This is a genomic window from Bacillus sp. TH19 (genome assembly GCF_016651075.1).
In the GTDB taxonomy this organism is placed as follows: domain Bacteria; phylum Bacillota; class Bacilli; order Bacillales; family Bacillaceae_G; genus Bacillus_A; species Bacillus_A mycoides.
On record NZ_JAEKEO010000010.1, the window covers coordinates 171349 to 194754 of the forward strand.

Consider the following 23406-nt stretch of genomic DNA (forward strand, 5'->3'; position numbering starts at 1 on the left):
GTATGAGAATATCAGTTGTTATTCCAGCGCATAATGAAGCAAGTACTTTATCACAAGTTTTAGTAGAAGTGGAGAAGCTGAAGCCGTATGAAATTATTGTAGTAGATAATGGATCGACAGATGGAACGAATGAAGTCGCATTACAGCATAGTTGCCATGTAATTTATTATAAACATTCTCTTGGTAATGATGTAGGAAGGGCAATTGGAGCTAGAGAAGCAAAAGGTGAAATTGTATTATTTTTAGATGGTGACATCGTTATTGAGAGTAAAGAGCTACAACGTTTCGTGAAAGGAGTTCAGCAAGGGCATCAAATTGTTGTGAATAATTTAACATGGTCTGTTTATTTAAAGATGAGACCACACTATACGACAGTTGGAAAATTCATGTTGAATCGTTATTTGAATAAAAAAGAGCTTGTTGTTGGTTCTTTAATCGCAATTCCACATGCGATGAATCGGGATGTTATTGAGAATCTTGGGTGGTGGAATTTAGCAGATCCAGCACTATTTCAAGCGATGGCGATGTCTAGAGGAGTAGATATTGCCGATATGGCTTCGGTCGATGTAATTCATACGAATAAGGTTCGTCCTGTGCATACGGGTACATCACCTGGTTCTCCTTATCCGAATGCGACTAGTCGTATTATGGGTGATCATTTGTGTGCTTTGCAATACGTAATCGAAACATATGGTAAACGTGGCGGTTTTTCGGAGGGAAACAGGGATAGAGAGTTTATAGGGAAGTATAAACCAGTTTTATTACAAAAGGAAAAAGCGAAATACAGTGCTATTATACCCGTATCAGAAGAAAAAATGACTATAAGATCTGTCATACAGGAAGTGAAAAAGGCAGGTGTAGATGAAATTATAGTTGTTGCGAATGGAGCAGATACCGAGACAATTAAACAAGCAAAGCTAGAGAATGTTATTGTAGTTGAATTCGCGAAGGCACTTGGACATAATGTAGCACGAGCGATAGGGGCTATGCATGCTACGGCAGATATTTGTTTATTTGTTGATGGTGATTTTGCTATTCCGGCAAAAAAGCTAATTCCATTTTTGCATGCTATTGAAGACGGAAATGATGTGGCGTTAAATGATTTGCAATGTTTGTTAGATATGTTTCACCCGGCAGATCCAATTAGTATGGGGAAATATTTCGTGAATTTGGTAGCGAAACGACCAGATTTATGGAACAACTCATTAACGGCAGTGCCACATGCTATGCATAAAAAGGTAATAGAGAAAATTGGATATGATTCCCTTATCATTCCACCATTAGCTCAAATGAAAGCTATTTTAGAAGAATGCTCTATTACAGCAGTGGAATTTGTAGATGTTATAAAAACAAATCGAGTACGTCCAGAGCAACATGGGTTTGTAAATGGAAGAATTCCTGCATTCGATCGTATTTTCGGTGATCAGCTTGAGGCGATTGCTTATTTATTACAACATACGAATGGGCGCGGGAGTTTTACAGACGGAGAAAGGGATAGAGATATAATACTACAATTGAGAAGGGAAGAAGAGAATATAGATGAATGCTAGTAGTAAAGTAACCATTATTGGATTAGGATATGTTGGCCTTCCTTTAGCGGTCCTTTTTGCAGAAAGAGGACATGCTGTACTTGGATTAGATAAAGATAATAGGAAGATAGAATCAATAATTAAAGGAGAAAGTTATATTCCTGATGTTTCTTCTAACGTATTACAAAATTTATTGAACGAGAGAAAATTAATAGTAAATACACCAGATAAAGGTTTTGCGGAGTTCCAAAATAGTGAGTATGTTATTGTGACTGTGCCTACGCCAATTAATGAGAATAAAGAACCCGATTTAAGTGCACTCGTTTCAGCCTCCCATTATATACAACAACACCTTCAAGAAGGACAAACCTTCATTTTTGAAAGCTCCACATATCCAGGTACACTGGAGGAAGTTATCATTCCTATTATTTCTCAAACAGGTAAAAAGGTAGGAGAAGATTATTATATTGGGTATTCTCCAGAGCGAATTGATCCAGCGAATAGCCAGTATTCAGTTGAAACAATTCCAAAAGTTATTAGTGGACAAACCGAGCAGTGTAAACAAAAAGTACAGGATTTGTATAGCACTATATTTGATGTAGTTGTTCCAGTTAGTTCTCCGAAAGTAGCGGAGATGTGTAAGCTATTTGAAAACATTCAGCGCTTAGTTAATATTTCATTAGTAAATGAGTTAAATATACTTTGTGAAAGTTTGAATATTAATTTTTATGAGGTGCTTGAAGCGGCATCTACAAAACCGTTTGGATTTACTCCGTATTGGCCAGGACCAGGAATAGGAGGACACTGTATTCCGGTAGATCCTTTATATTTTCAATGGAGAATAAGAAAGGCTGGAGCAATTAGTCAATTAATTGAGGCAGCACATGTAATTAATGAAGAAATGCCAGCGAAAATAATCGGGAAAGTAAAAGGTGTGGTGCAATCACCCGCAACGGTTTTAATAGTAGGGATTGCATATAAGAAAGATGTAAATGATTTGAGAGAATCACCGGCGTTGCCAATTATTCAATTATTAATAAAAGAAGGATACAAGATAGAATATCATGATCCGTATATTTCTACAGCGAAAATTGGAGATACACTATATCAATCTGTTCCATTAGATGAACAAAGAATTAAACAAGCAAATTGTATTTTAATTGTAACGGATCACTCTAGCATCGATTGGAATCTTTTTAAAGGGATTGAGCGATTAATAGATACACGTGGAATCGTAAAGAAGGTGAGTGTATGAGTGAAAAATGTTTAATTACAGGTGGAGCAGGATTTATTGGTTCGCATTTAGCTGAAGAGTTGGTGAAAAGAGGTTATGAAGTTACTATTGTGGATAACTTCTATAAAGGAAAAAATAAATATCATAATGAGTTAATGAAAGAGCTCCGGGTTATTCCAATAAGCGTTTTAGATAAAAATTCAATTTATGAATTAGTGAATCAACATGATGTGGTGTTTCATTTAGCTGCAATTTTGGGAGTCAAAACTACAATGGAAAAAAGTGTAGAGCTTATTGAAACAAATTTCGATGGAACGAGAAATATTTTACAAGCAGCGTTAAAAGGGAAGAAGAAAGTAGTATTTGCATCTACTTCTGAAGTATATGGAAAGGGAGAGCCGCCATTCTCTGAAGAAGGAGATCGTTTATACGGTGCAACTTCCAAAATACGTTGGAGTTATGCAATTTGTAAAACGTTAGAGGAAACATTATGTTTAGGGTACGCATTAGAAGGTTTACCTGTAACGATTGTTCGTTATTTTAATATTTATGGTCCAAGAGCGAAAGATGGTCCGTACGCAGGAGTAATTCCACGATTTATTCGTGCGGCTTTGCAAGGTGACGATATTCTCGTGTATGGAGATGGAAAGCAGACACGCTGCTTTACGTATGTAAGTGATGCGGTCGAGGCAACAATTCGTGCAATGGATGAGAAGGTAAATGGTGAAATTATTAATATAGGTTCTGAGAATGAAAAAAATATAAGGATAGTAGCGGAAGATATAAAAAAATTAACGAAGTCTATTTCCAAAATTGTGCACGTTCCATTTGAGGAAGTATATCCACATGGATTTGAAGAGATTCCAAATAGAAGACCAGACGTAACGAAATTAAGAGAACTCGTTCAGTTTCAAGCGAAAGTAACGTGGGAACAAGGATTGAAAGAAACTATTAAATGGTTTCGTGAAGAAAACAATGGCTAAGTCGTTATCAGTTATTATTCCCGTATGTAATGAAGTGGATACGATTTCAGATGTGGTTCAATCGGTAAAACCATTGAATCCAGTAGAGATTATTGTAGTAGCAAATGGTTGTAATGATGGTACAGAAGCGATTGCTGAGAGCTTAGGATGTACAGTAATCCAGCATAAAGAGTCACTTGGTAACGACGTTGGACGCGCAGTTGGTGCAAAACATGCGATAGGTGATGTATTACTGTTTGTAGATGGAGATTTTGCTATTCAAACTTCAAAATTACAATTATTCCTTAATCCGATTTTACATGATCAGGCGGACATCGTTTTAAATAATTTGGACGCATTATTTTTAAAGAAACAAAAACCGCACTCCGTGACAGTATGGCGCCAGATATTAAATGCAATGTTAGAGCGTGAAGAATTAAAAATTGATTCTTTATTATCTGTACCTCATGCGCTGACGAAGGAATTTGTGCAAAGTATTGGAGACGAATGTTTTGTTAATCCTATTGTGGCTCATCTACGCCTAGCACAAAGTAAATGGAGAATTAGTCGTCATTGTGCAATTGACGTTATTACGCCAAATAAATTTCGTCCATTCGAGCATGCTGCATATGGCACGGATCTTTCTCAATCTGAAAAACGAATGATAGGTGATCATATAGAAGCTGTAGCAGAGCGGATATTAGGCAGCGATGGGCGCGGAGGATATTATGATGGAAATAGGAAAAGAGAGAGTGTCTATCATACTCTAAATTTTGAAGATTTTTATCAAGGATGGGGCGTTACATCTAATTTGTATAAAGGAGAGCAATTATCGGTAATTATTCCTGTACAAAATGAAGAGAAAACAATTGGAAACGTTATAGAAGAGCTTCGCAAAATTGAACCTTTTGAAATCATCGTTGTTGTAAATGGTTCGTCCGATAAAACGGCAACAATTGCAAAAGACAAGGGAGCAACAACAATTGTGTATAAAGAAGCACTTGGAAACGATGTGGGGCGTTCGCTTGGAACTTATTTTGCAAAAGGAGAAATTGTTTTATTTATAGACGGTGATTTTGTTATTCCAGCTAGTGAGCTATATCCCTTTGCAAAAGCTATTGCAGATGGAACGGATGTCGCATTAAATGATTTAAATCATTATTTAGATTTGAGAGTACCACTTCATCTTGTAACAGCATTTAAATATGCATTAAATTTAGCTTGTGATAGAAAAGATCTAGGAGTAGGCTCTCTTATTGCTGTACCTAATGCGTTTAGTCGTACTTGTTTGAAGGAAATAGGGTATAAATCATTATTGTCACCTTGTGTAGCACAAGTTAAAGCTGTACTTTCAGGTTTTGAAATCGCTTGTGTAAGTCGTGTCGATGTTGATAAGATGAACCGTATTCGTCCCAGTGAACATTTCGCAAAAATAGGTCATCCTCCAGCTGTCCTTCGAATTATTGGTGATCATATAGAAGGATTAGAGCAATTAATTGCATTAACAAACAGTCGTGGTGGATTTTACGATGGAAATAGAAAAAGAGATGTTTTATAGTGGTAACAAAAAAAGTGTACAACGTATGTACACTTTTTTGCTCTGTTATAAAAACTATAACAGATTAGGAGATAAGAGTATTACAGCTCTACAATGGGTATCGTTCTTATATTACAAAATAGGACTCGTATATAAGAATACCAAAAAAATACAATTAAAGAAAGGGTTAATTCTAAAGAGTTTTATGTGAGGTTAACACTATGTATGTAGTAGTTTGCTCAACATTTCACAAACATGTCACAACTATTTCGTCCACTTCCGAAAAAAAGTAGTATTCTAAGTGTGTAAGCTGTTATATAAAAAAACGTAGTCCTGTACTAATCAAAAATGGAGGAGATTAGGATGACTCAAGTATTAGAAAATGTAAAAAGCGCGTGGGAAAACTTTAAAGGTGAAAAATGGAAAGCAGAGATTGATGTTCGCGATTTCATTTTAAATAATGTAAACGTTTACGAGGGAGAAGACTCTTTCTTAGCGGAAGCAACTGAAGCAACGAAACAACTTTGGGATCAAGTAATGGATTTAACAACAAAGGAACGTGAAAACGGTGGCGTTCTTGATATGGATACAAAAATTGTTTCTTCTATTACATCACATGAACCAGGATATTTAAATAAAGATATTGAAAAAGTGGTCGGTTTCCAAACTGATAAACCATTTAAACGTTCTTTACAACCATATGGTGGTATTCGTATGGCAGAACAAGCTTGTGAAGCGTATGGATATGAAATGGATAAAGAACTTAGCAAGATTTTCAGAGACTGGCGTAAAACTCATAATCAAGGTGTATTTGATGCATACACACCAGAAATGAAAGCGGCTCGTAAATCAGGTGTTATTACGGGTCTTCCAGATGCGTATGGACGTGGACGTATTATCGGTGACTATCGCCGCGTAGCGCTATATGGTATAGATCATTTAATTGAAGCGAAAAAAGCGGATTATAATTTAACTGGCGGTGTAATGAGCGAAGATACAATGCGTTTACGTGAAGAATTATCTGAGCAAATGCGTGCACTTCAAGAGTTAAAACAGATGGCTGCTTCTCATGGATTCGATATTTCTAAGCCAGCTACAAATGCACAAGAGGCCTTCCAATGGTTATACTTTGCTTATCTTGCAGCAATTAAAGAGCAAAACGGGGCAGCAATGAGCCTTGGACGTACCTCTACATTCTTAGATGTTTACATTGAAAGAGATTTAGCAAATGGTACTTTAACAGAAGAAAAAGCACAAGAAATTGTTGACCATTTCATTATGAAATTACGTCTTGTGAAATTTGCAAGAACACCTGATTATAATGAACTATTCTCTGGAGATCCAACTTGGGTAACTGAATCTATCGGTGGTATGGCGTTAGACGGTCGTCCGTTAGTAACAAAAAACTCATTCCGTTTCTTGCATACATTAGATAATTTAGGACCAGCACCAGAACCAAACTTAACAGTTCTTTGGTCTAAACAATTACCAGAGAACTTTAAAAACTACTGTGCAAAAATGTCTATTAAAACATCAGCAATTCAATACGAAAATGATGACATTATGCGTGCTGACTACGGTGATGACTACGGTATTGCTTGTTGTGTATCAGCAATGAGAATTGGTAAACAAATGCAGTTCTTCGGAGCACGTGCAAACTTAGCGAAAGCATTACTATATGCGGTTAACGGTGGTAAAGATGAAAAGTCAAAAGCACAAGTTGGTCCTGAATACGCACCAATTACTTCTGAAGTATTAGATTATGAAGAAGTTATGCGTAAATTCGATATGACAATGGAATGGTTAGCTGGTCTATACTTAAATACATTAAATGTAATTCACTATATGCACGATAAATATAGCTATGAACGTATTGAAATGGCACTTCACGATACAAATGTTCTTCGTACAATGGCAACAGGTATCGCTGGATTATCTGTAGTAGCAGACTCTTTAAGTGCAATTAAATATGCACAAGTAAAACCAATTCGTGATGAAAATGGTATTGCAGTTGATTTCGAAATTGAGGGAGATTTCCCTAAATACGGTAACAATGATGATCGTGTAGATGAAATCGCAGTAAATCTTGTGAAAACATTTATGAACAAGATTCGCAAACATAAAACATACCGTAATTCTGTTCATACAATGTCAATCTTAACAATCACATCTAACGTTGTATACGGTAAGAAAACTGGTAACACTCCAGATGGACGTCGTACTGGAGAACCATTTGCACCGGGCGCAAACCCAATGCATGGCCGTGATACAAAAGGTGCATTAGCATCATTATTATCTGTAGCTAAATTACCATATGAAGATGCACAAGATGGTATTTCAAATACATTCTCTATTATTCCAAAAGCACTTGGTAAAGAAGATGATGTACAAGTACGCAACTTAGTATCTATGCTTGATGGATATGCAATAAAAGAAGGACACCACTTAAATATTAACGTATTTAACCGTGAAACATTAATGGATGCAATGGAGCATCCTGAAAAATATCCACAATTAACAATTCGTGTATCTGGTTACGCTGTTAACTTTATTAAATTAACTCGTGAACAACAAATTGATGTAATAAACCGTACAATGCATGAAAGCATGTAAGTGAAAAAAGTGTCCCTCTGCTTTTAATATATAGCGGAGGGAGGCTGTTTCAATAAAGGAGGAAGTAACATGGTAAAAGGAAGAATACATTCTGTAGAGTCTTGTGGTACTGTTGATGGCCCAGGGATTCGTTATGTCATATTTACACAAGGGTGTTTATTACGTTGTCAATATTGTCATAATGTTGATACATGGGAAATCGGTAAAGGTAAAGAAATAACAGTTGAAGAAGTGATGCAGGATGTGACATGTTACCTTCCATTTATTGAAGCTTCTGGAGGCGGTATAACAGTTAGCGGTGGAGAGCCACTATTACAGCTAGACTTCTTAACCCAGTTGTTTAAAAAGTGCAAAGAAGCTGGTATCCATACAACAATCGATTCTTCTGGCGGTTGTTATTCTGAAGAACCAGAATTCCAAAATAAGCTAGATATTTTAATGGAGTATACAGATTTAGTTTTATTGGATTTGAAGCATATTGATTCAAAGAAACATCGTAAATTAACAGGGAAACCAAATGAACACATTTTACAATTTGCTCGTTATTTATCGGATATAAAGAAACCAATTTGGGTAAGACATGTATTGGTTCCCGGTGTTACCGATGGTGAAGAGGATTTGCAAAAATTATCAAACTTTATTCAAAGTCTATCTAATGTTAAGAAAGTGGAAGTGCTACCATATCATAAGCTCGGTGTTTATAAATGGGAGGCACTTGGACATAAGTATCCACTTGCGGATGTGAATCCACCGACAGAAGAAAATGTTGAACATGCAAAACATATTTTACAAGCAGTCTAACCTAAACATTTGGTTAGGCTTTTTGTTTCTTCATAATAAAATCTAGAGTATATATTTAGAAAAGAGTATACTGAAAAGGGAATATCCATATTTTTGTAAAGAATAAGCGGAGAAATTTACATAATTGTAAAGGGAAATCAAAATAGTAAAAAGAATTAAGAAGTAAAAGAGTGAGTATTATGGAATATAGAACATTTGTAAGTTATTGCGAAAGCTCTTATAGGAAAGTATAATGTAAAGATATGAGCACAGATAGGATTAAGGGGTCAATCTTATATGCTTTGCATATCCACGACAGATACATAGCTAACAGGAAAGTATTAGAATCCGAGTATGTAGTTTTTAAGGAAAATGTTTTTCCTATTGTCGTATATGCAATATGGAGAAACAAAAAGCTAGGAGTGGATTTGTTTGATAAAAAACCCCAAGGTTTTAATATTAACTGCACATTACGGTAACGGTCATGTGCAAGTGGCAAAAACATTAGAACAAACATTTCGCCAAAAAGGAATCGAAGATGTAATTGTATGCGACTTGTTTGGAGAATCACATCCAGTTATAACCGATATTACAAAATATTTATATTTAAAAAGCTATACGGTAGGAAAAGAATTATATCGTTTGTTTTATTATGGTGTAGAGAAAATTTATGATAAAAAAATAGCATCTTGGTATGCGAATTTTGGGAGAAAGCGTTTGAAGACGCTATTACAGGTGGAGAAACCGGATATTGTTATTAATACCTTTCCAATCATCGCTGTACCAGAATTGAAAAAGCAAATAGGTATTTCTATTCCTGTTTATAACGTATTAACGGATTTTTGCGTGCATAAAATATGGATCCATCGAGAAGTAGATCGTTATTTTGTAGCAACCGATCATGTGAAAAAAGTGATGGTTGATATCGGTGTACCTGCAGAACAAATTGTTGAAACAGGGATTCCGATTCGTAGCAGTTTTGAGCTAAAGATAAATCCAGCAATTATATATAATAAATATCAGTTATGTAAGGATAAAAAGATGTTACTAATTGTAGCAGGTGCTCATGGTGTGCTAGGGAGTGTAAAAGAGCTATGCCAGTCATTTATGTCAGTACCAAACTTACAAGTAGTTGTCGTTTGTGGGAAAAACGAAGCTTTAAAGCAGGATTTAATGGAACTACAGGAACAAAGTTCTGATGCTTTAAAAGTATTTGGTTATGTTGAAAACATTGATGAATTGTTCCGTGTTACTTCTTGTATGATTACGAAGCCAGGTGGTATTACATTAAGCGAAGCAGCAGCATTACAAGTACCCGTCATTTTATATAAACCTGTCCCAGGACAAGAGAATGAAAATGCGTTGTATTTTGAAAAAAAAGGGGCTGCAGTTGTAATTCGTGATGATAGTGAAGTTTTTGCAAAAACAGAGGCGTTATTAAAAGATGATATGAAGCTTCTTCAGATGAAAGAAGCAATGAAAAGTATTTATCGTCCTGAGCCAGCTGGTCATATTGTGGATACAATTTTGGCAGAAAATCATGCAGAGCCGAATCATATACCTATTAAATCACCAGTTCTTGCCGAATCTTTTACTTAATATGAAACCCTCTTTTAAGCATTTAAAGAGGGTTTTTTTTATTGTTGTAAAAAAATAAACGTGAATTATTAACTTATCCCGCAAAAGCCCGATTGGTGAGGGCTAATAATCAGTGGGGATAAACAAAACTCCGACTGATTAAAGTTTCACTTTATCCACAAGGGATTACGCCTTCATTAGACAGTAAAATCGGAATATTAACAGCTATATCCACATAATCCACAATTTTTAGAAAATTATCCACAATTCTCACGTTACGAATTCATTTAAATAAATGAATTCGTAAAATACTTTTGTAATTTATGCACAATTCTACGTTTTTTGTGGATAAGGTTGTCCACAAAAAAAGGTTCCTTATAAATAAGGAACCTTTTTTACTAATTCATTGGAAAATCTTATGTAATGAAACTGAATAATTAGGGGGGAAACCTTCTAATTATTCAGTTTCACTTTAAATACTTTTTGAGCGATAGCCCGCTGCACGATCTGCTTTTCGAAATTCTCGCTGATAGAGAACTTCTTGTGTACTAGATAATGTGTTTTTTGCTTTATCACGTTTCCTTTTATCCATTACAAATCACCTCGTGTCCTAAAGTCACTATCTATCGTTTCCAAAGACATGGGGTGATATACATATATGTCAAACTAGTAATGATTAATTATCATTTCTGAATTTTTAGATTACGCTTCTTTTAATTGGTGTGCTTCTTGGAATGTTGTATCTCGCATTGTTGCAAGTGTATACTGATCTTTTGGAATTTCATATAAATTATATACTTCTTCATGCGCGTTAATTTCATCATAAACGGCTTTTCTTGTTTCGTTTGCTAGATTTACATATTGTAGTTTTTCGGCAGCTTTAATAGACCGAATATTTATTTTACGAATACGCATAAAAATCGTTTCAATATCTAATTCATAGAAAAGTTCGCTAAAAAATGAATCTTTCGCCAATTTATTATATCCTTTACCATGATATGGTTTGCCAAGCCAAGTTCCGAGGAATCCAGCTTTTTCTTGCACATCAAATAAAGTAATTGTGCCGATGGGGTTACCCCATTCATCTAAAATTGTGCGTGAGATTAATTCTCCACGCTCTTCGGCTTCGATTGTTTGTTTCGTTAAAAATAAATATTCTTCATAAGAATAGGCCTTTTGACGCACAAAAGGGAAGACAGCAGGATCCACCATTAATTCGTATAGAACGTGGCTGTCGTGTAAGTCGCGTTTTTTCAACACACTAACTCCTCCTCACACGAGGGTAGCATGACGAAAAAGCACCCACCCTCGAAATTTTTATATCAATCTTTAAAAAATTTCGGGGTGGGAATCGAACCCACTAGAACCAGTTTCTAACGCTGGTGGCGCACCATTTGCCTTCCCCATTCATCAATTTGAAAATGATAATCACGACACAAATTGATTATGGTTTCATTCAGTTTATAATCGTATAATACTGTATCTAGTCAAAAAAATAAACTAGTTTTTTTTATTTTTTTTGTAAATTATTTTTCCGTCAATCATAGTGAGTACAGGCTTGGCTAAATAATGGAAAGGATGATGTGTCCATAACACGAGGTCAGCATCTTTTCCAACATCAATGCTTCCAATTCTATCCTCCAAACGTAAATTTCGAGCTGGGAAAATAGTGATTCCTTCCAACGCTGTTTTCTCATCTAATCCTTCTCTTACTGCAATGGCAGCGCAAACATTTAAATATTGAATGGGTGTATAAGGGTGGTCGGTTGTAATAGAAACTTCTACTCCATTTTTCGATAAAATATGATAAGTATCCCACGTTTTGTTTTTAAGTTCGATTTTCGAACGTCGCGTAAGAGTAGGTCCAACTGAAACTTTTAAATTGTGTTTCGAAAGCTCTTCAACAATAAAGTGCCCTTCTGTACAATGTTCAATACGTAAATCAAGATTGAATTCTGTCGCAAAGCGTAAGGCTGAAGTGATATCATCTGCGCGGTGAGCGTGGATACGTACCGGTATTTCTCGGCGGAGTGCTTTTAAAATAGGTAGCATTCGAAAATCAGCTTCATGCCCGTAGTGTTGTGCGTCATAGAATGATTCACGAAGTAACCCCATAATTCCCATACGTGTTATTGATTCTTTTGTGCCGTTGCTATGGAACTTTTTAGGATTTTCTCCAAAGGCAATTTTTAAACCAGCAGGTTCCTGAATAATCATATGATCAATACAAGTTCCAGCAGTTTTTATTACGCAAGTAGTACCGCCGATAATGTTTTGGCTTCCGGGCATCACGTGAACAGTCGTAACACCATTTTGTACAGCGTCTTGAAATGCAATATCAAAAGGATGAATCCCGTCTAAAGAACGGATATGTGGTGTTGAAACTTCGGATGTTTCATTTGCATCATTACCAGCCCAACCAGTACCTTCATCGTAGAGGCCAAGGTGAGTATGAACATCAATAAATCCAGGCAAGAGATGAAGAGCTCGTGCATCTATAACGGTCATATCCTGAGTAGTATCAATATGAGGTTTGACCGCGGCAATGCGTTCTCCTATAACGAGTACATCTCCTTGAAACTTTTGGGATGTAATAGGATATACAATGGCTTGTTTGAGCAATATTTTCATAGAGACCTCATTTCCGTCACCTTGTAATGTGTAGAATAGGTTTAGACAAAGTAACTGAAAGGTTTTTCGTGTAGTAATGCTCCGGTGTTTAAAAAGTAAGAAGTCTTGGAAGAGATAGACTACCCGTAAAACTGTATTTTAAAAGTACTACATTGTATGCAAGAGGATATTTTGTAATGCATGGTTAACTGTTGGAAATGTGTATTGATATCCATGTTTAATAGCTTTATTGGGTAATACATGTTGCCCTTCTAATACAAGTATACTCATCTCACCGAGTAAAGCGCGAAGTACAAATGAAGGAACAGGTAGCCAATGAGGTCGCCTAGTTATAGTGGCAATAATTTCACCGAACTCTTTCATCCGTATTGGCGTTGGCGCTGTAATATTAAAAGGTCCGTCAATTTCTTTTTTGTGAATGATGAAATCAATCATGCGAACGACATCGTCTATATGAATCCATGATAACCATTGGTTTCCAGATCCAAGTGTACCGCCGATATATAATTGATAGGGGAGTAGCATTTTTGGAAGAGCTCCTCCATCTGCGCCCAATACGACTCCAAATCTTGTGTAGACAGTTCTTATTCCAATGGAGCGGGCTTTAGATGCTTCTTGCTCCCACAAATATACTGTGTTTGCTAAAAAGTCATCTCCTGGAGTCTCTTGCTGTTCTGTAAAAGATTCGGTTTCAGATGTCCCATAGTATCCAATGGCACTTGCATTAATAAATGTGTGTGGCTTTGTTTCAAGGGTTTGTAATTGTTTAATGAGTCCTTTTGTTGTTTGAATTCTACTGTTTAAAATTGATTCTTTTTGTTTTTTTGTCCATCTACTATTAATAGATTCTCCAGCTAGATTAATAACTACATCGATAGATGAGAGAGGGAAGGTCTGTAAATCCGGTGTCCACTGTACGTATTGAAGGTTAGTGTGTGAAGTTTCAGTAATTTTTTTTCGAGTAAGAATGTAAACAGTAAATCCCTTTTGAATAAAAAAACTAGAAAGGGATTTGCCTATAAAGCCAGAGCCACCAGAAATTGCGATTTTCACAATTATTTCCTCCTCATTATATATATTCTTGAAAAGAAAAAACGTTCCTTGACTATGTTAAAATAATAGAGAGGTGAGAGTATGACTGTCATTACAAAAATAGAAGTGCAAAAACGATCGAAAGAACGATTTAATATTTATATTGATAAAGGTCAAGGCGAAGAGTACGGGTTTAGTGTGAATCAATCAATCTTAATGAAACATGGGTTACAAAAAGGCTTAGAAATTGATGAAGTAGCGTTAGGGAATATTTTGTACAATGAAGAGGTACAAAAAGCATATTTACAAGCGATTTCCTATTTATCCTATCAAATGAGAACAAAACAAGAAATAGAAGATTTCTTACGAAAAAAAGAAGTGGGACAGGCCATCATCTCTGAAGTCGTTTCGAAATTATTACATGATCGATATATTAATGATAAAGAGTACGCTATTTCATACGTGCGAACGCAAAGTAATGTGAATCAAAAAGGTCCAACTGTTATTAGGAGAGGGCTATTAAGTAAAGGTGTTCAGGATTTAATCATTACACATAGTTTACAAGAGTATCCAAAGGAGAAGCAAATGGAGAATGCTTTGTTTCTTATAGAAAAGAAGAAAAAATCTTATCAAAAGCATTCATTTTTACAAATGAAGCTAAAGTTAGATGAAATGCTTGTTCGTAAAGGATATTCTAGAGATGTGATTCAAATTTGCTTGGAAGAATTGAAAGACGAAAAAGATGACGAACAGCAACAAGAAGCGTTACACTATCATGGGAATAAATATTATGAGAAATATAAGAAGTATGATGGTTGGACATTCGAAAATAAGGTGAAGCAAGCGTTATATCGAAAAGGATTCTCTATTGATGAGATAGATATATTTTTACAAATGAAACGTGAAGAGGGATGAGGAAATAAGATGGGTACGCCAAAACGCTACAGTGAAATGACACCACATGAGTTAAGGGAAGAAATTGGGGTTTTGAAGGAGCAAGCAGTAAAGGCTGAGCAACTTGGAATTGTAAATGAATTCGATGTATTAATGAGAAAAATGGCTATGGCTCGTGCTTATATGATAGATATAAATAAATTCCATATTGGTGAGACATATGAATTAGTAGAAGAACCTGGTGTGGTATTTAAAATTACGTATTTCAATGGGGTATTTGCTTGGGGATATAAGCAAAATGATAATGAAGAGATTGGAATACCAATTTCCTTGCTGCAGGAAAAATAAAAACCAGAGAGTGAATATCTCTCTGGTTTTCATCTTTGGTAGGCGTTAAAGGAGATAGGAGATTCTAAAATTGGCGTTTTTTACATTCGTTTGCCAGTATAATGAGAGACTGGGTTTGTTGCGTCTGTCCATTAACTTGCGCTTTCGCATGTTTTGGACGAGTCCACGTATGGTTAAATAATTCAGAACGACGATCTAAATGGTCACGGTAGCTCATCTTTATCACCTCGTGTAGGAATTTAATTTGTACTACTCTTCCTGCTGATTTGCAGCACGCATACGCTCTTGTGGGTGCGTGTTAATTGTGCCGTTAGGTCGTTTCGAAGCGAAGCGTGATTTCGCTTTCGGTTGACCGTCGATTTTGCTGTTGTTTTTTGACTCAGACCAAAATTCGGCTTGTCTACCCATTAAGAACGCCCCCTCACTATCAGTCGATACCCCTTTAAGAAGTATCACTTATAGAATGTGCAAAATAGAAGAAACTATCCTTTAGAAATTAAGGGAATAAATAGGTAAAAGGAGAATAGAACATGAATGATATTTATGAAACATTAACGAAAGAATTATTAGATAAAAATGACAACCTTTCTTACGCCCAAGCTCGTGCATGGGTTGAATTACTGTGGGAAGACTTCCGAACAACTTATGCTAAATCAGGTCGTTACCAAGGTGAGGAAATGACTGAACAAGTGGTACGAACATGGGTTAATAATCATGGAGGGCGCCTTCATGAAATGCGTACAAATAATCCGAAGTATAGCCATTTAATCAATCAAGAAGATCATTTGAAACATTAAAAAAAGCGACGTAGGTCGCTTTTTTTAATGTGGAAGCAATTCCAGTTTCTTTCGAAGTTTCTCTTCGCTGAAAATCCATCCTGTATATGAACTAATAATATTTAAATTTTGATCGAGCTGAACGATTGCGACGAATGGATAATAATCTTTACTTCGATACCGCAAATCAATAAATCGAACTTCATAATAGTTATCATAATCGAAAATATCCCAGCGATATACAGGCGAGAAAGATAAGAAAGCAGATATATTTTCATCTCGCACAGCGGCTTGCATAATGGCGGTATTCGGGAACGGCACGCGATTAAATTTATCGTATACAAGGATGTTACCGCGGTGCCATCTTGCTACGTAGTAATATTCAGTTGTAACGACGGCTAAATGATAATGATAAAATTTGTAAGAAGGAGAAATAATTACTTTCTCTACATTTTTGAAACGTTTGTATACTACACTTTTAATATTTCGATGCATCATAATGCGGCCAATGTAGTAAACAAACATTAATATATACGCTGCTAAAGCAGTATAGCCTTTATGTGCTCCGACAAGCATACAGGCGATAGCAAGTATATGGATAAAGAAAATGACAGTATCAAACGTATTAATTATGCCGAGCGCTACCCATTTTTTTGTGAAGGGCCTTAATGCCTGTGTACCATAGGCATTGAAAATATCCACAAAGACATGAAGAAAGACGGCAATAAATGACCAAAGTAGTAGATGCAGATAGGGAGCGTCTGAAAAGAAGGCGAAAGAGATGCCACTTATAAGGAGTGACCAAAGGATCACTGCAGGGATGGAATGAGTAATCCCGCGATGATTTCTTATATATTTAGCGTTATTACGCAATTTTAAAACTGTATCGATGTCAGGAATATTGGAACCGGCAATTGTTGCAAGCATCACTGCTTGTGGCCCAATATCACTTTGTGCTATAGCTGGATCTAATGTTGCCAAACTGCCTAGAGTAACGCCCATAACAAGGTGAGTGGCTGTGTCCATAGAAATCCACCTCCGTTTTTTATTAATGTAACTCTTTTTATTCGATACCTCAAGTCCTTTGCCTTCTATTTCCTATGTCATCTTACTTAAATTTTTTCCTAAAATCTTTATAATAGTACGTATATGCAAAAAAATGAGGGGGATCAAGTTTGACACTTGAAATATTAAATGAGTTTAACATAGAACAGTTTCAAAATGATTTAATTGGTTGGTTTGAAAAAGAACAACGTGATTTACCGTGGCGAAAAAATAAAGATCCATACCGTGTTTGGGTTTCAGAAATTATGTTACAGCAAACAAGGGTAGAGGCTGTAAAACCATATTACGCAAATTTTATGGGGAAGTTTCCTACGCTTGAAGCGCTAGCAACTGCCGATGATGAAGAAGTATTAAAAGCATGGGAAGGCTTAGGTTATTATTCTAGAGCACGAAATTTACATGCTGCAGTAAAAGAGGTAAAAGAAGTATACGGCGGGACAGTACCGAGCGATGTAAAGAAAATTGAAAAATTAAAAGGAGTGGGACCATATACAAAAGGTGCCATTTTAAGTATTGCATATGGCATACCAGAGCCAGCGGTTGATGGAAATGTTATGCGCGTATTATCTCGTATTTTATCAGTGTGGGATGATATTGCAAAACCGAAAACGAGAAAAGTTTTTGAAGAGATTGTGCGTGAAATTATTTCTATAGAAAATCCATCTTATTTTAACCAAGGTTTGATGGAATTAGGGGCATTAATTTGTATACCGAAAAATCCATCTTGTTTACTTTGTCCTGTACGTGAACATTGCAGAGGGTATGCTGAAGGTGTTCAAAAAGAACTACCAGTGAAGAGTAAAGCGAAAGCACCTACAATGGTACCGCTCGTTGCGGGAGTACTTCAAACTGAAGATGGCCGTTACGTAATTAATAAACGCCCAAGTACGGGATTACTGGCTAATATGTGGGAGTTCCCGAATATTGAACTAAGTGAAGGTATTCGTAATCAAAAACAACAGCTTACGGATTATATGAAGGAGAGCTTTGATCTCTCTGTTTCTATTGATGAATACGCGATGAATGTACAACATACTTTTACACATCGTACTTGGGATATCTTCATATTTTACGGAAAAGTAACAGGTAATATTGTCGAAACGGATACATTAAAGTTTGTATCGAAAGAAGCGTTTGAACAGTTACCTTTCTCGAAATCACATCGTACAATTTACGAAAAGTGTGTTGAGAAAATTACAATGCAGTAAAGTGAAACTTTAATCAGTGGGGGTTTTCTTCATCCCCCACTGATTATTAGCCCTCACCAATCGGGCTTTTATGGGCAGCAAGGCCCCAACCTAACTTCTTTGCTTTCGCTGCATTTTGAGGTGGGGTCTTACTGCCCGGCAAATAGCGGGATAAATAATAAAAAACGTGTTCCAGAACTTTGGAACACGTTTTTTTATATTGAAAATAAATTTGTATTTTGAGGTTGAAAATCCACGCGTTTATAATCGGCCCCGTGACTCGATTTCTTTCACAACTTCTTTATAAATCGTTTGTCCCTCTACATTTAGATAAGGCATAATTTGCTGAAATGAATGATGAAAATAAGCTAATTCATCCTCTTTCCATTCATTTTTGGAAATCATAGTTAGCTCAGTCATATCACGTCCAGTATACATATTCCCACCTCCATCATATGTAGTTTGAATGAGTGATAAGAGATATATACGTGAATTTTCAAAAAGAAAATTAGGGATAACTTCTAAGTGAATTGGTTACATTATTGATTGTGGAGGTGAGAAAGATGAGTAAAAAACAACAAGGTTATAATAAGGCAACTTCTGGTGCTAGCATTCAAAGTACAAATGCTAGCTATGGTACAGAGTTTGCAACTGAAACGAATGTACAAGCAGTAAAACAAGCGAACGCACAATCAGAGGCACAGAAAGCACAAGCTTCTGCTGCTCAAAGTGCAAATGCTAGTTATGGTACAGAGTTTGCAACTGAAACAGATGTGCATGCAGTGAAAAAACAAAATGCACAATCAGCTGCAAAACAATCACAATCTTCTAGTTCAAACGAGTAATGAAAGAAAAACACTTCTCCAATTCGAGAGAAGTGTTTTCTTTGTGTGCGTGTCACTGTAATGAAAATAAAGGGAACGACATAACTTCTAATAAGTCAACAAATGTAGTCAAAGGAGAAAGAAGTTCACGATTAGAAATATGTAATAGGAATTATAAATGGCGAATGAATCAAAAAGGGGGTAAGTGATGAACGATTTTGATAAGTTGGTAGGAGAGCAGTTGGAAACGATGGATGAGCTTTTAAAGTTACAATCACATTTAGAGAAGTATCAGCAAATTGAAATGAGTGGAAGGGATACGTGCGATAAAAAAGAATTGCATTTTATCCGTCAAGAAATATACAGAACAGAAATAGCATTAAAACTTTTACATGAAAAATTTGAACAGCAAACGAATAATGTGATTCAATCTTTTGAAATCGAAAAAATAATTTCAAATTAAGGGTGAGATATGTTGTTGATTTTAGGTGAAAAGTCCTTTCTTAAACAGAGGTGAGGGGGCTTTTCTTTTTGTTATATCTTCGTTTAATCTTCTAAAATACGTATTGCTAATTCATAGGAAATGTTCCTTCGTTAAAAGGGTTAGTGATGTGGTATTCAATAATACAAACTTCATTATATTCCTCATGAAAACAAGTGTCCTATCGCTTTAGTTTTAAAATTTTGACAAAAAAGTTATAATAGAAAAAAAGTGAATGCAGTTCAAGGGGTAGTTAAGACAACTTAAGAAAAGCATTTGCGGTTGAAAGAAGGGAGCATATATGGGATTTCCCAAAGAAGGAGAAAAGGTACAAATACATAGTTATAAACATAATGGCTCCATTCATAGAATGTGGGAAGAGACAACAATTTTAAAAGGGACGCAGAGCCTTGTGATCGGAGCAAATGATCGTACAGTAGTTACAGAATCAGATGGTCGAACATGGGTTACTCGCGAACCTGCGATTTGTTACTTCCATGCTAATTATTGGTTTAATGTAATTGGAATGCTGAGAGAAGAAGGAGTATATTATTATTGTAATTTAAGTTCTCCTTTTGCATATGACTCTGAAGCATTAAAGTATATTGATTACGACTTAGACATTAAAGTGTATCCAGATATGACATATACACTTTTGGATGAAGATGAGTATGAAAAGCATAGTCAAATCATGCAGTATCCACCTGTTATCGATACAATTTTAAAACGAAATGTAGCACATTTAACACAGTGGATTCATCAAAGAAAAGGTCCATTCGCACCGGATTTCGTAGATATGTGGTACGAAAGATATTTAATGTACAGAAATTAAAACAAACCTGCAGGGAATTTCCCGGCAGGTTTGTCCTATTAGAGGGGGGATTATGTGCAAGGTATAAAAAGATATTTACAATTTGTTAAACCATATCGATGGCTTATTGCTATTACAATTATTATTGGTCTTGTGAAGTTCGGTATCCCGCTTATTATGCCATGGTTATTAAAGTATATTATTGATGATGTTATTCAAGGCACGGGATCGCTTCAAGAAAAAACGTCTCAATTAATAACCGCAATTGGGATTGCTTTTTTTATTTTTGCAGTAGTAAGACCGCCGATAGAATATTATCGTCAATATTTCGCGCAGCGCATTGCCAATACAATACTATACGATTTACGAAAATACATTTTTGGGCACTTGCAAAAATTGAGCTTACGTTATTATTCGAACACAAAAACAGGGGAGCTTATTTCACGTGTAATCCATGATGTAGAACAAACGAAGGACTTTGTAATTACTGGTCTTATGAATGTCTGGTTAGATACTGCAACAATTGTTATTGCCATTATCGTTATGTTTTCTATGAATATAAAATTAACCTTTGTTGCTTTATTAATCTTACCTATTTATGTAGTTGCAGTGAAATATTTTTTCGGGCGCCTTCGAAAATTGACGAAAGAGCGCTCGCAAGCGTTAGCAACTATGCAAGGGTATTTACATGAACGTATTCAAGGGATGCAAGTGACACGTAGTTTTGCATTAGAAGAGTATGAAAGAGGACAGTTTGAAAAGAGAAATAATGAATTTTTAACGAAAGCACTAACTCATACGAGTTGGACAGCGAGAACGTTTTCGGTAGTGAATACGTTAACGGATTTAGGGCCGTTACTTGTTATTGGTTTTGCGGCATATGAGGTAATTCAAGGGTCGTTAACACTGGGTACGATGGTTGCTTTTGTTGGATATATGGATAGTTTATATAGTCCGCTTCGTCGCCTTGTTAATTCATCTACAACATTAACACAGTCTTTCGCCTCGATGGATCGAGTGTTTGAATTGTTGGATGAAAAATACGATATTGTTAATGTGCCAAATGCGGTGCAAACGAAAAGGCTAGATGGGGAAGTTATATTTGATAATGTTTCTTTTCGTTATAATGCGGATGAAAAAGAAATATTGCATAATCTGTCATTAACTATGCGCCCGGGAGAGAAGGTTGCGCTTGTAGGGGCAAGCGGAGGAGGAAAGTCATCTCTTGCTAGTTTAATTCCGCGTTTTTACGATGTTTCTGAAGGTGCAGTTTATATAGACGGGATAGATGTAAGAAAGTATAATATGAGAAATTTACGTAGTCATATTGGAATTGTGCTACAAGATAATTTATTATTTAGCGATACAATCGGGGCTAATATTTTATATGGCAATCCGAAAGCTACAGAGGCGGAAGTGATTTCAGCTGCCAAAGCTGCACAAATTCATAATTTTATTACAGAGTTGCCAGAGGGCTATGATACTGTCGTTGGGGAACGTGGTGTGAAATTATCTGGTGGACAAAGACAGCGTGTAGCAATCGCACGGGTTTTTCTAAAGAATCCGTCTTTACTTATATTAGATGAAGCAACTTCCGCTTTAGATTTAGAAAATGAACGATATATTCAAGAGGCACTGCAAACGTTAGCTGCAGATCGGACAACAATTATTATTGCACATCGATTAGCGACGATTACGCATGTTGATACAATTATTTATGTTGAAGATGGTGAAATAAAAGAAAAGGGTTCTCATGAAGAGTTAATGAAAAAGAGGGGATTTTATTACAATCTATATCAACTTCAGCATATAACAGAAACAGCTCCTTTAGCGTAAAAGGAGCTGTTTTTTATTCGTCTTCTTTTTTATCTTCGATTTGGAGTTCGCTTTCTGGTTTATGGTATGTGTAGAAGCTATCCACAAGTAAATCTAAATGCTCTACTTCCTCACTGTAGTTAATAATTGAAGAAATAAGAGGGAAGAGGTGTAACCATATTTTATATGCTTCCTCATCGTCTTTATTTTGATAATCCATAAAGATATCAATCAATTCTTGTTTACCGGTTTCAACTTCATCAAGCATCTCAACGGATTGTTGTTTCTTTGCTTTACCAATAAATTTTAATAACACTTGTTCGTGATAATGCGTTAATGAATCAAGTTCGTTTTGAATAGATTCCTGAAACTCTTCTGGCATATAGCGCAGTTCATTTTCGGTGCGATGTAATGATTTTAACGTGCTTAAAGCGCGGCTTGTTGTCGCTAACATTTGTCTGAATAAAACGAGCTTACGAATTTTCGCGAATTGTATTTTTTTCGTATAGCTTCTTTCTTCTTTATACAGCAAATAGTAATGATTTAGTTTAATCATTTTTTCTTTCATGCGATCAATATCGGTTTTTAGCGTTGTAAAATCAGAAGCTTGCCTACTGTTCATACGAATCCATTTAACAATTTCCTCTGTATTATCAACGATGCGATGGTAAAGTTTTGTTTCATATTTTGGCGGCATAAATACTAAATTTACAAGCGAAGCCGCAATAATTCCAATCATAATCGTCGCGAATCGAAGTAAGGCAAAATTAAAGAAATCTTCGCCTTGATACTCCATAATGGCGATAACTGTTACTAAAGCGAGTGATATTGTTTTTTCTAAGCGTAATTGTAAAGTAAGAGCAATTACTAATATACACGTTAATCCAATAATAAAAGGATTATGTCCAAAAGCAGTAGCAAATACGATAGCGAATACAGCACCAATTACGTTTGCTTGAATTTGCTCAAGAGCAGTTAAATACGAGCGGTATACAGACGGTTGAACAGCAAAGATAGCTGAGATTCCCGCAAATACAGGACTCGGTAATTGAAGTAAAATACAAGCAAATAAAGCTAATGTAATGGCAATACCCGTTTTTAAAATGCGAGCACCAAGTTTCATACCCTTATTGATATCCTTTCTCTTGTCATAATGAATGTACAACATGATACTATACATTCATTACAATATGTTAGCAAGTGATATTTTAGTGACGTTAAAAAGTTTAATAAATAAATTACAATCAATTTATAATTTCTCCAAATTCTCTTTAAACATCTATTCTTTAATAAAAAAACCTGCTGAATT

25 protein-coding genes are annotated in these 23406 nt (G+C 35.7%); 16 read left to right on the plus strand and 9 right to left on the minus strand.

Annotated elements, in window-relative coordinates:
* The first annotated feature begins 2 nt into the window (after positions 1–2).
* From JFU54_RS18630 to JFU54_RS18665, 8 genes are all read left to right on the plus strand, one after another.
* On the plus strand, positions 3–1550 hold the full coding sequence (locus JFU54_RS18630) for a glycosyltransferase family 2 protein (protein WP_201065798.1): 1548 nt from the start codon (positions 3–5) through the stop codon (positions 1548–1550).
* Positions 1540–2784 (plus strand): nucleotide sugar dehydrogenase, encoded by a 1245-nt coding sequence (locus JFU54_RS18635; protein ID WP_002140284.1) that lies wholly within the window; start codon positions 1540–1542, stop codon positions 2782–2784. The genes JFU54_RS18630 and JFU54_RS18635 overlap by 11 nt, the downstream gene beginning before the upstream one ends.
* The gene (locus tag JFU54_RS18640; RefSeq protein WP_201065804.1) at positions 2781–3746 is read left to right on the plus strand and encodes an NAD-dependent epimerase/dehydratase family protein; all 966 of its coding nucleotides are present in this window, start codon (positions 2781–2783) and stop codon (positions 3744–3746) included. Before JFU54_RS18635 ends, JFU54_RS18640 begins: the two co-directional genes overlap by 4 nt.
* Positions 3739–5283, plus strand: coding sequence for a glycosyltransferase family 2 protein (locus JFU54_RS18645; protein ID WP_201067290.1), 1545 nt, complete (start codon positions 3739–3741; stop codon positions 5281–5283). Before JFU54_RS18640 ends, JFU54_RS18645 begins: the two co-directional genes overlap by 8 nt.
* Complete coding sequence (locus JFU54_RS18650; RefSeq protein WP_201065806.1) at positions 5255–5473, plus strand: hypothetical protein; 219 nt, start codon at positions 5255–5257, stop codon at positions 5471–5473. Before JFU54_RS18645 ends, JFU54_RS18650 begins: the two co-directional genes overlap by 29 nt.
* Positions 5474–5625: 152 nt before the next feature.
* On the plus strand, positions 5626–7875 hold the full coding sequence (gene pflB, locus JFU54_RS18655) for a formate C-acetyltransferase (RefSeq protein WP_002029623.1): 2250 nt from the start codon (positions 5626–5628) through the stop codon (positions 7873–7875).
* A 69-nt stretch (positions 7876–7944) separates the two neighbouring features.
* A complete protein-coding gene (gene pflA, locus JFU54_RS18660; protein WP_201065812.1) occupies positions 7945–8676 on the plus strand; it encodes a pyruvate formate-lyase-activating protein in 732 nt (243 codons plus the stop codon).
* Positions 8677–9087: 411 nt separating this feature from the next.
* The gene (locus tag JFU54_RS18665) at positions 9088–10254 is read left to right on the plus strand and encodes a diglucosyl diacylglycerol synthase (RefSeq protein ID WP_088038355.1); all 1167 of its coding nucleotides are present in this window, start codon (positions 9088–9090) and stop codon (positions 10252–10254) included.
* A 451-nt stretch (positions 10255–10705) separates the two neighbouring features.
* Here the strand turns inward: JFU54_RS18665 and JFU54_RS18670 are convergent, their stop codons facing one another.
* The 4 genes from JFU54_RS18670 to JFU54_RS18685 all read right to left on the minus strand — a co-directional run bounded on the left by JFU54_RS18670 (position 10706) and on the right by JFU54_RS18685 (position 13917).
* Entirely contained in the window at positions 10706–10825 is a 120-nt protein-coding gene (locus JFU54_RS18670; RefSeq protein WP_002029627.1) for a YfhE family protein, read from the minus strand.
* Positions 10826–10935: 110 nt separating this feature from the next.
* Positions 10936–11493 (minus strand): GNAT family N-acetyltransferase, encoded by a 558-nt coding sequence (locus JFU54_RS18675; RefSeq protein ID WP_002091129.1) that lies wholly within the window; start codon positions 11491–11493, stop codon positions 10936–10938.
* A gap of 240 nt (positions 11494–11733) precedes the next feature.
* Entirely contained in the window at positions 11734–12864 is a 1131-nt protein-coding gene (locus JFU54_RS18680) for an amidohydrolase (RefSeq protein ID WP_002010318.1), read from the minus strand.
* 147 nt (positions 12865–13011) lie between these two features.
* Complete coding sequence (locus JFU54_RS18685) at positions 13012–13917, minus strand: TIGR01777 family oxidoreductase (protein WP_088031336.1); 906 nt, start codon at positions 13915–13917, stop codon at positions 13012–13014.
* Positions 13918–13998: 81 nt separating this feature from the next.
* Between JFU54_RS18685 and recX the strand changes: the two genes are divergently transcribed.
* Both recX and JFU54_RS18695 read left to right on the plus strand, forming a co-directional pair.
* Positions 13999–14811, plus strand: a complete 813-nt coding sequence (recX, locus tag JFU54_RS18690) for a recombination regulator RecX (RefSeq protein WP_002029629.1) — start codon at positions 13999–14001, stop codon at positions 14809–14811.
* A gap of 9 nt (positions 14812–14820) precedes the next feature.
* A complete protein-coding gene (locus JFU54_RS18695) occupies positions 14821–15138 on the plus strand; it encodes a YfhH family protein (protein WP_002029631.1) in 318 nt (105 codons plus the stop codon).
* Between the two features lie 64 nt (positions 15139–15202).
* Here JFU54_RS18695 and JFU54_RS18700 read toward each other — a convergent pair whose 3' ends face one another.
* Positions 15203–15355 (minus strand): YpzG family protein, encoded by a 153-nt coding sequence (locus tag JFU54_RS18700; protein ID WP_002010325.1) that lies wholly within the window; start codon positions 15353–15355, stop codon positions 15203–15205.
* A 32-nt stretch (positions 15356–15387) separates the two neighbouring features.
* Positions 15388–15546, minus strand: a complete 159-nt coding sequence (locus JFU54_RS18705) for a small, acid-soluble spore protein K (RefSeq protein WP_002010326.1) — start codon at positions 15544–15546, stop codon at positions 15388–15390.
* Positions 15547–15668: 122 nt separating this feature from the next.
* Here JFU54_RS18705 and JFU54_RS18710 point away from each other — a divergent pair, with 122 nt between their 5' ends.
* Positions 15669–15935, plus strand: coding sequence for a YfhJ family protein (locus JFU54_RS18710; protein ID WP_002010328.1), 267 nt, complete (start codon positions 15669–15671; stop codon positions 15933–15935).
* A gap of 24 nt (positions 15936–15959) precedes the next feature.
* On the opposite strand, the gene JFU54_RS18715 is transcribed toward JFU54_RS18710, so the two are convergent.
* A complete protein-coding gene (locus JFU54_RS18715; RefSeq protein ID WP_098636265.1) occupies positions 15960–16940 on the minus strand; it encodes a metal-dependent hydrolase in 981 nt (326 codons plus the stop codon).
* 149 nt (positions 16941–17089) lie between these two features.
* Here JFU54_RS18715 and mutY point away from each other — a divergent pair, with 149 nt between their 5' ends.
* Positions 17090–18187 (plus strand): A/G-specific adenine glycosylase, encoded by a 1098-nt coding sequence (gene mutY, locus JFU54_RS18720; protein WP_002091125.1) that lies wholly within the window; start codon positions 17090–17092, stop codon positions 18185–18187.
* A gap of 240 nt (positions 18188–18427) precedes the next feature.
* On the opposite strand, the gene JFU54_RS18725 is transcribed toward mutY, so the two are convergent.
* Positions 18428–18604: a hypothetical protein gene (locus JFU54_RS18725; protein WP_201065814.1), complete on the minus strand. Its 177-nt coding sequence runs from the start codon at positions 18602–18604 to the stop codon at positions 18428–18430.
* A 125-nt stretch (positions 18605–18729) separates the two neighbouring features.
* Here JFU54_RS18725 and JFU54_RS18730 point away from each other — a divergent pair, with 125 nt between their 5' ends.
* The 4 genes from JFU54_RS18730 (at position 18730) to JFU54_RS18745 (ending at position 22118) form a co-directional block, all read left to right on the plus strand.
* The gene (locus JFU54_RS18730) at positions 18730–19011 is read left to right on the plus strand and encodes a gamma-type small acid-soluble spore protein (RefSeq protein ID WP_002125062.1); all 282 of its coding nucleotides are present in this window, start codon (positions 18730–18732) and stop codon (positions 19009–19011) included.
* A 187-nt stretch (positions 19012–19198) separates the two neighbouring features.
* Positions 19199–19453 carry a YgaB family protein gene (locus JFU54_RS18735; protein WP_098636266.1) on the plus strand — a complete coding sequence of 85 codons (255 nt, stop codon included), beginning with the start codon at positions 19199–19201 and terminating at the stop codon, positions 19451–19453.
* A 319-nt stretch (positions 19454–19772) separates the two neighbouring features.
* A complete protein-coding gene (gene ntdP / locus JFU54_RS18740) occupies positions 19773–20303 on the plus strand; it encodes a nucleoside tri-diphosphate phosphatase (protein WP_000506630.1) in 531 nt (176 codons plus the stop codon).
* Positions 20304–20357: 54 nt separating this feature from the next.
* The gene (locus tag JFU54_RS18745; protein WP_002091119.1) at positions 20358–22118 is read left to right on the plus strand and encodes an ABC transporter ATP-binding protein; all 1761 of its coding nucleotides are present in this window, start codon (positions 20358–20360) and stop codon (positions 22116–22118) included.
* Positions 22119–22131: 13 nt separating this feature from the next.
* Here JFU54_RS18745 and JFU54_RS18750 read toward each other — a convergent pair whose 3' ends face one another.
* Entirely contained in the window at positions 22132–23220 is a 1089-nt protein-coding gene (locus JFU54_RS18750) for an aromatic acid exporter family protein (RefSeq protein WP_002063696.1), read from the minus strand.
* Between the last annotated feature and the right edge of the window lie 186 nt (positions 23221–23406).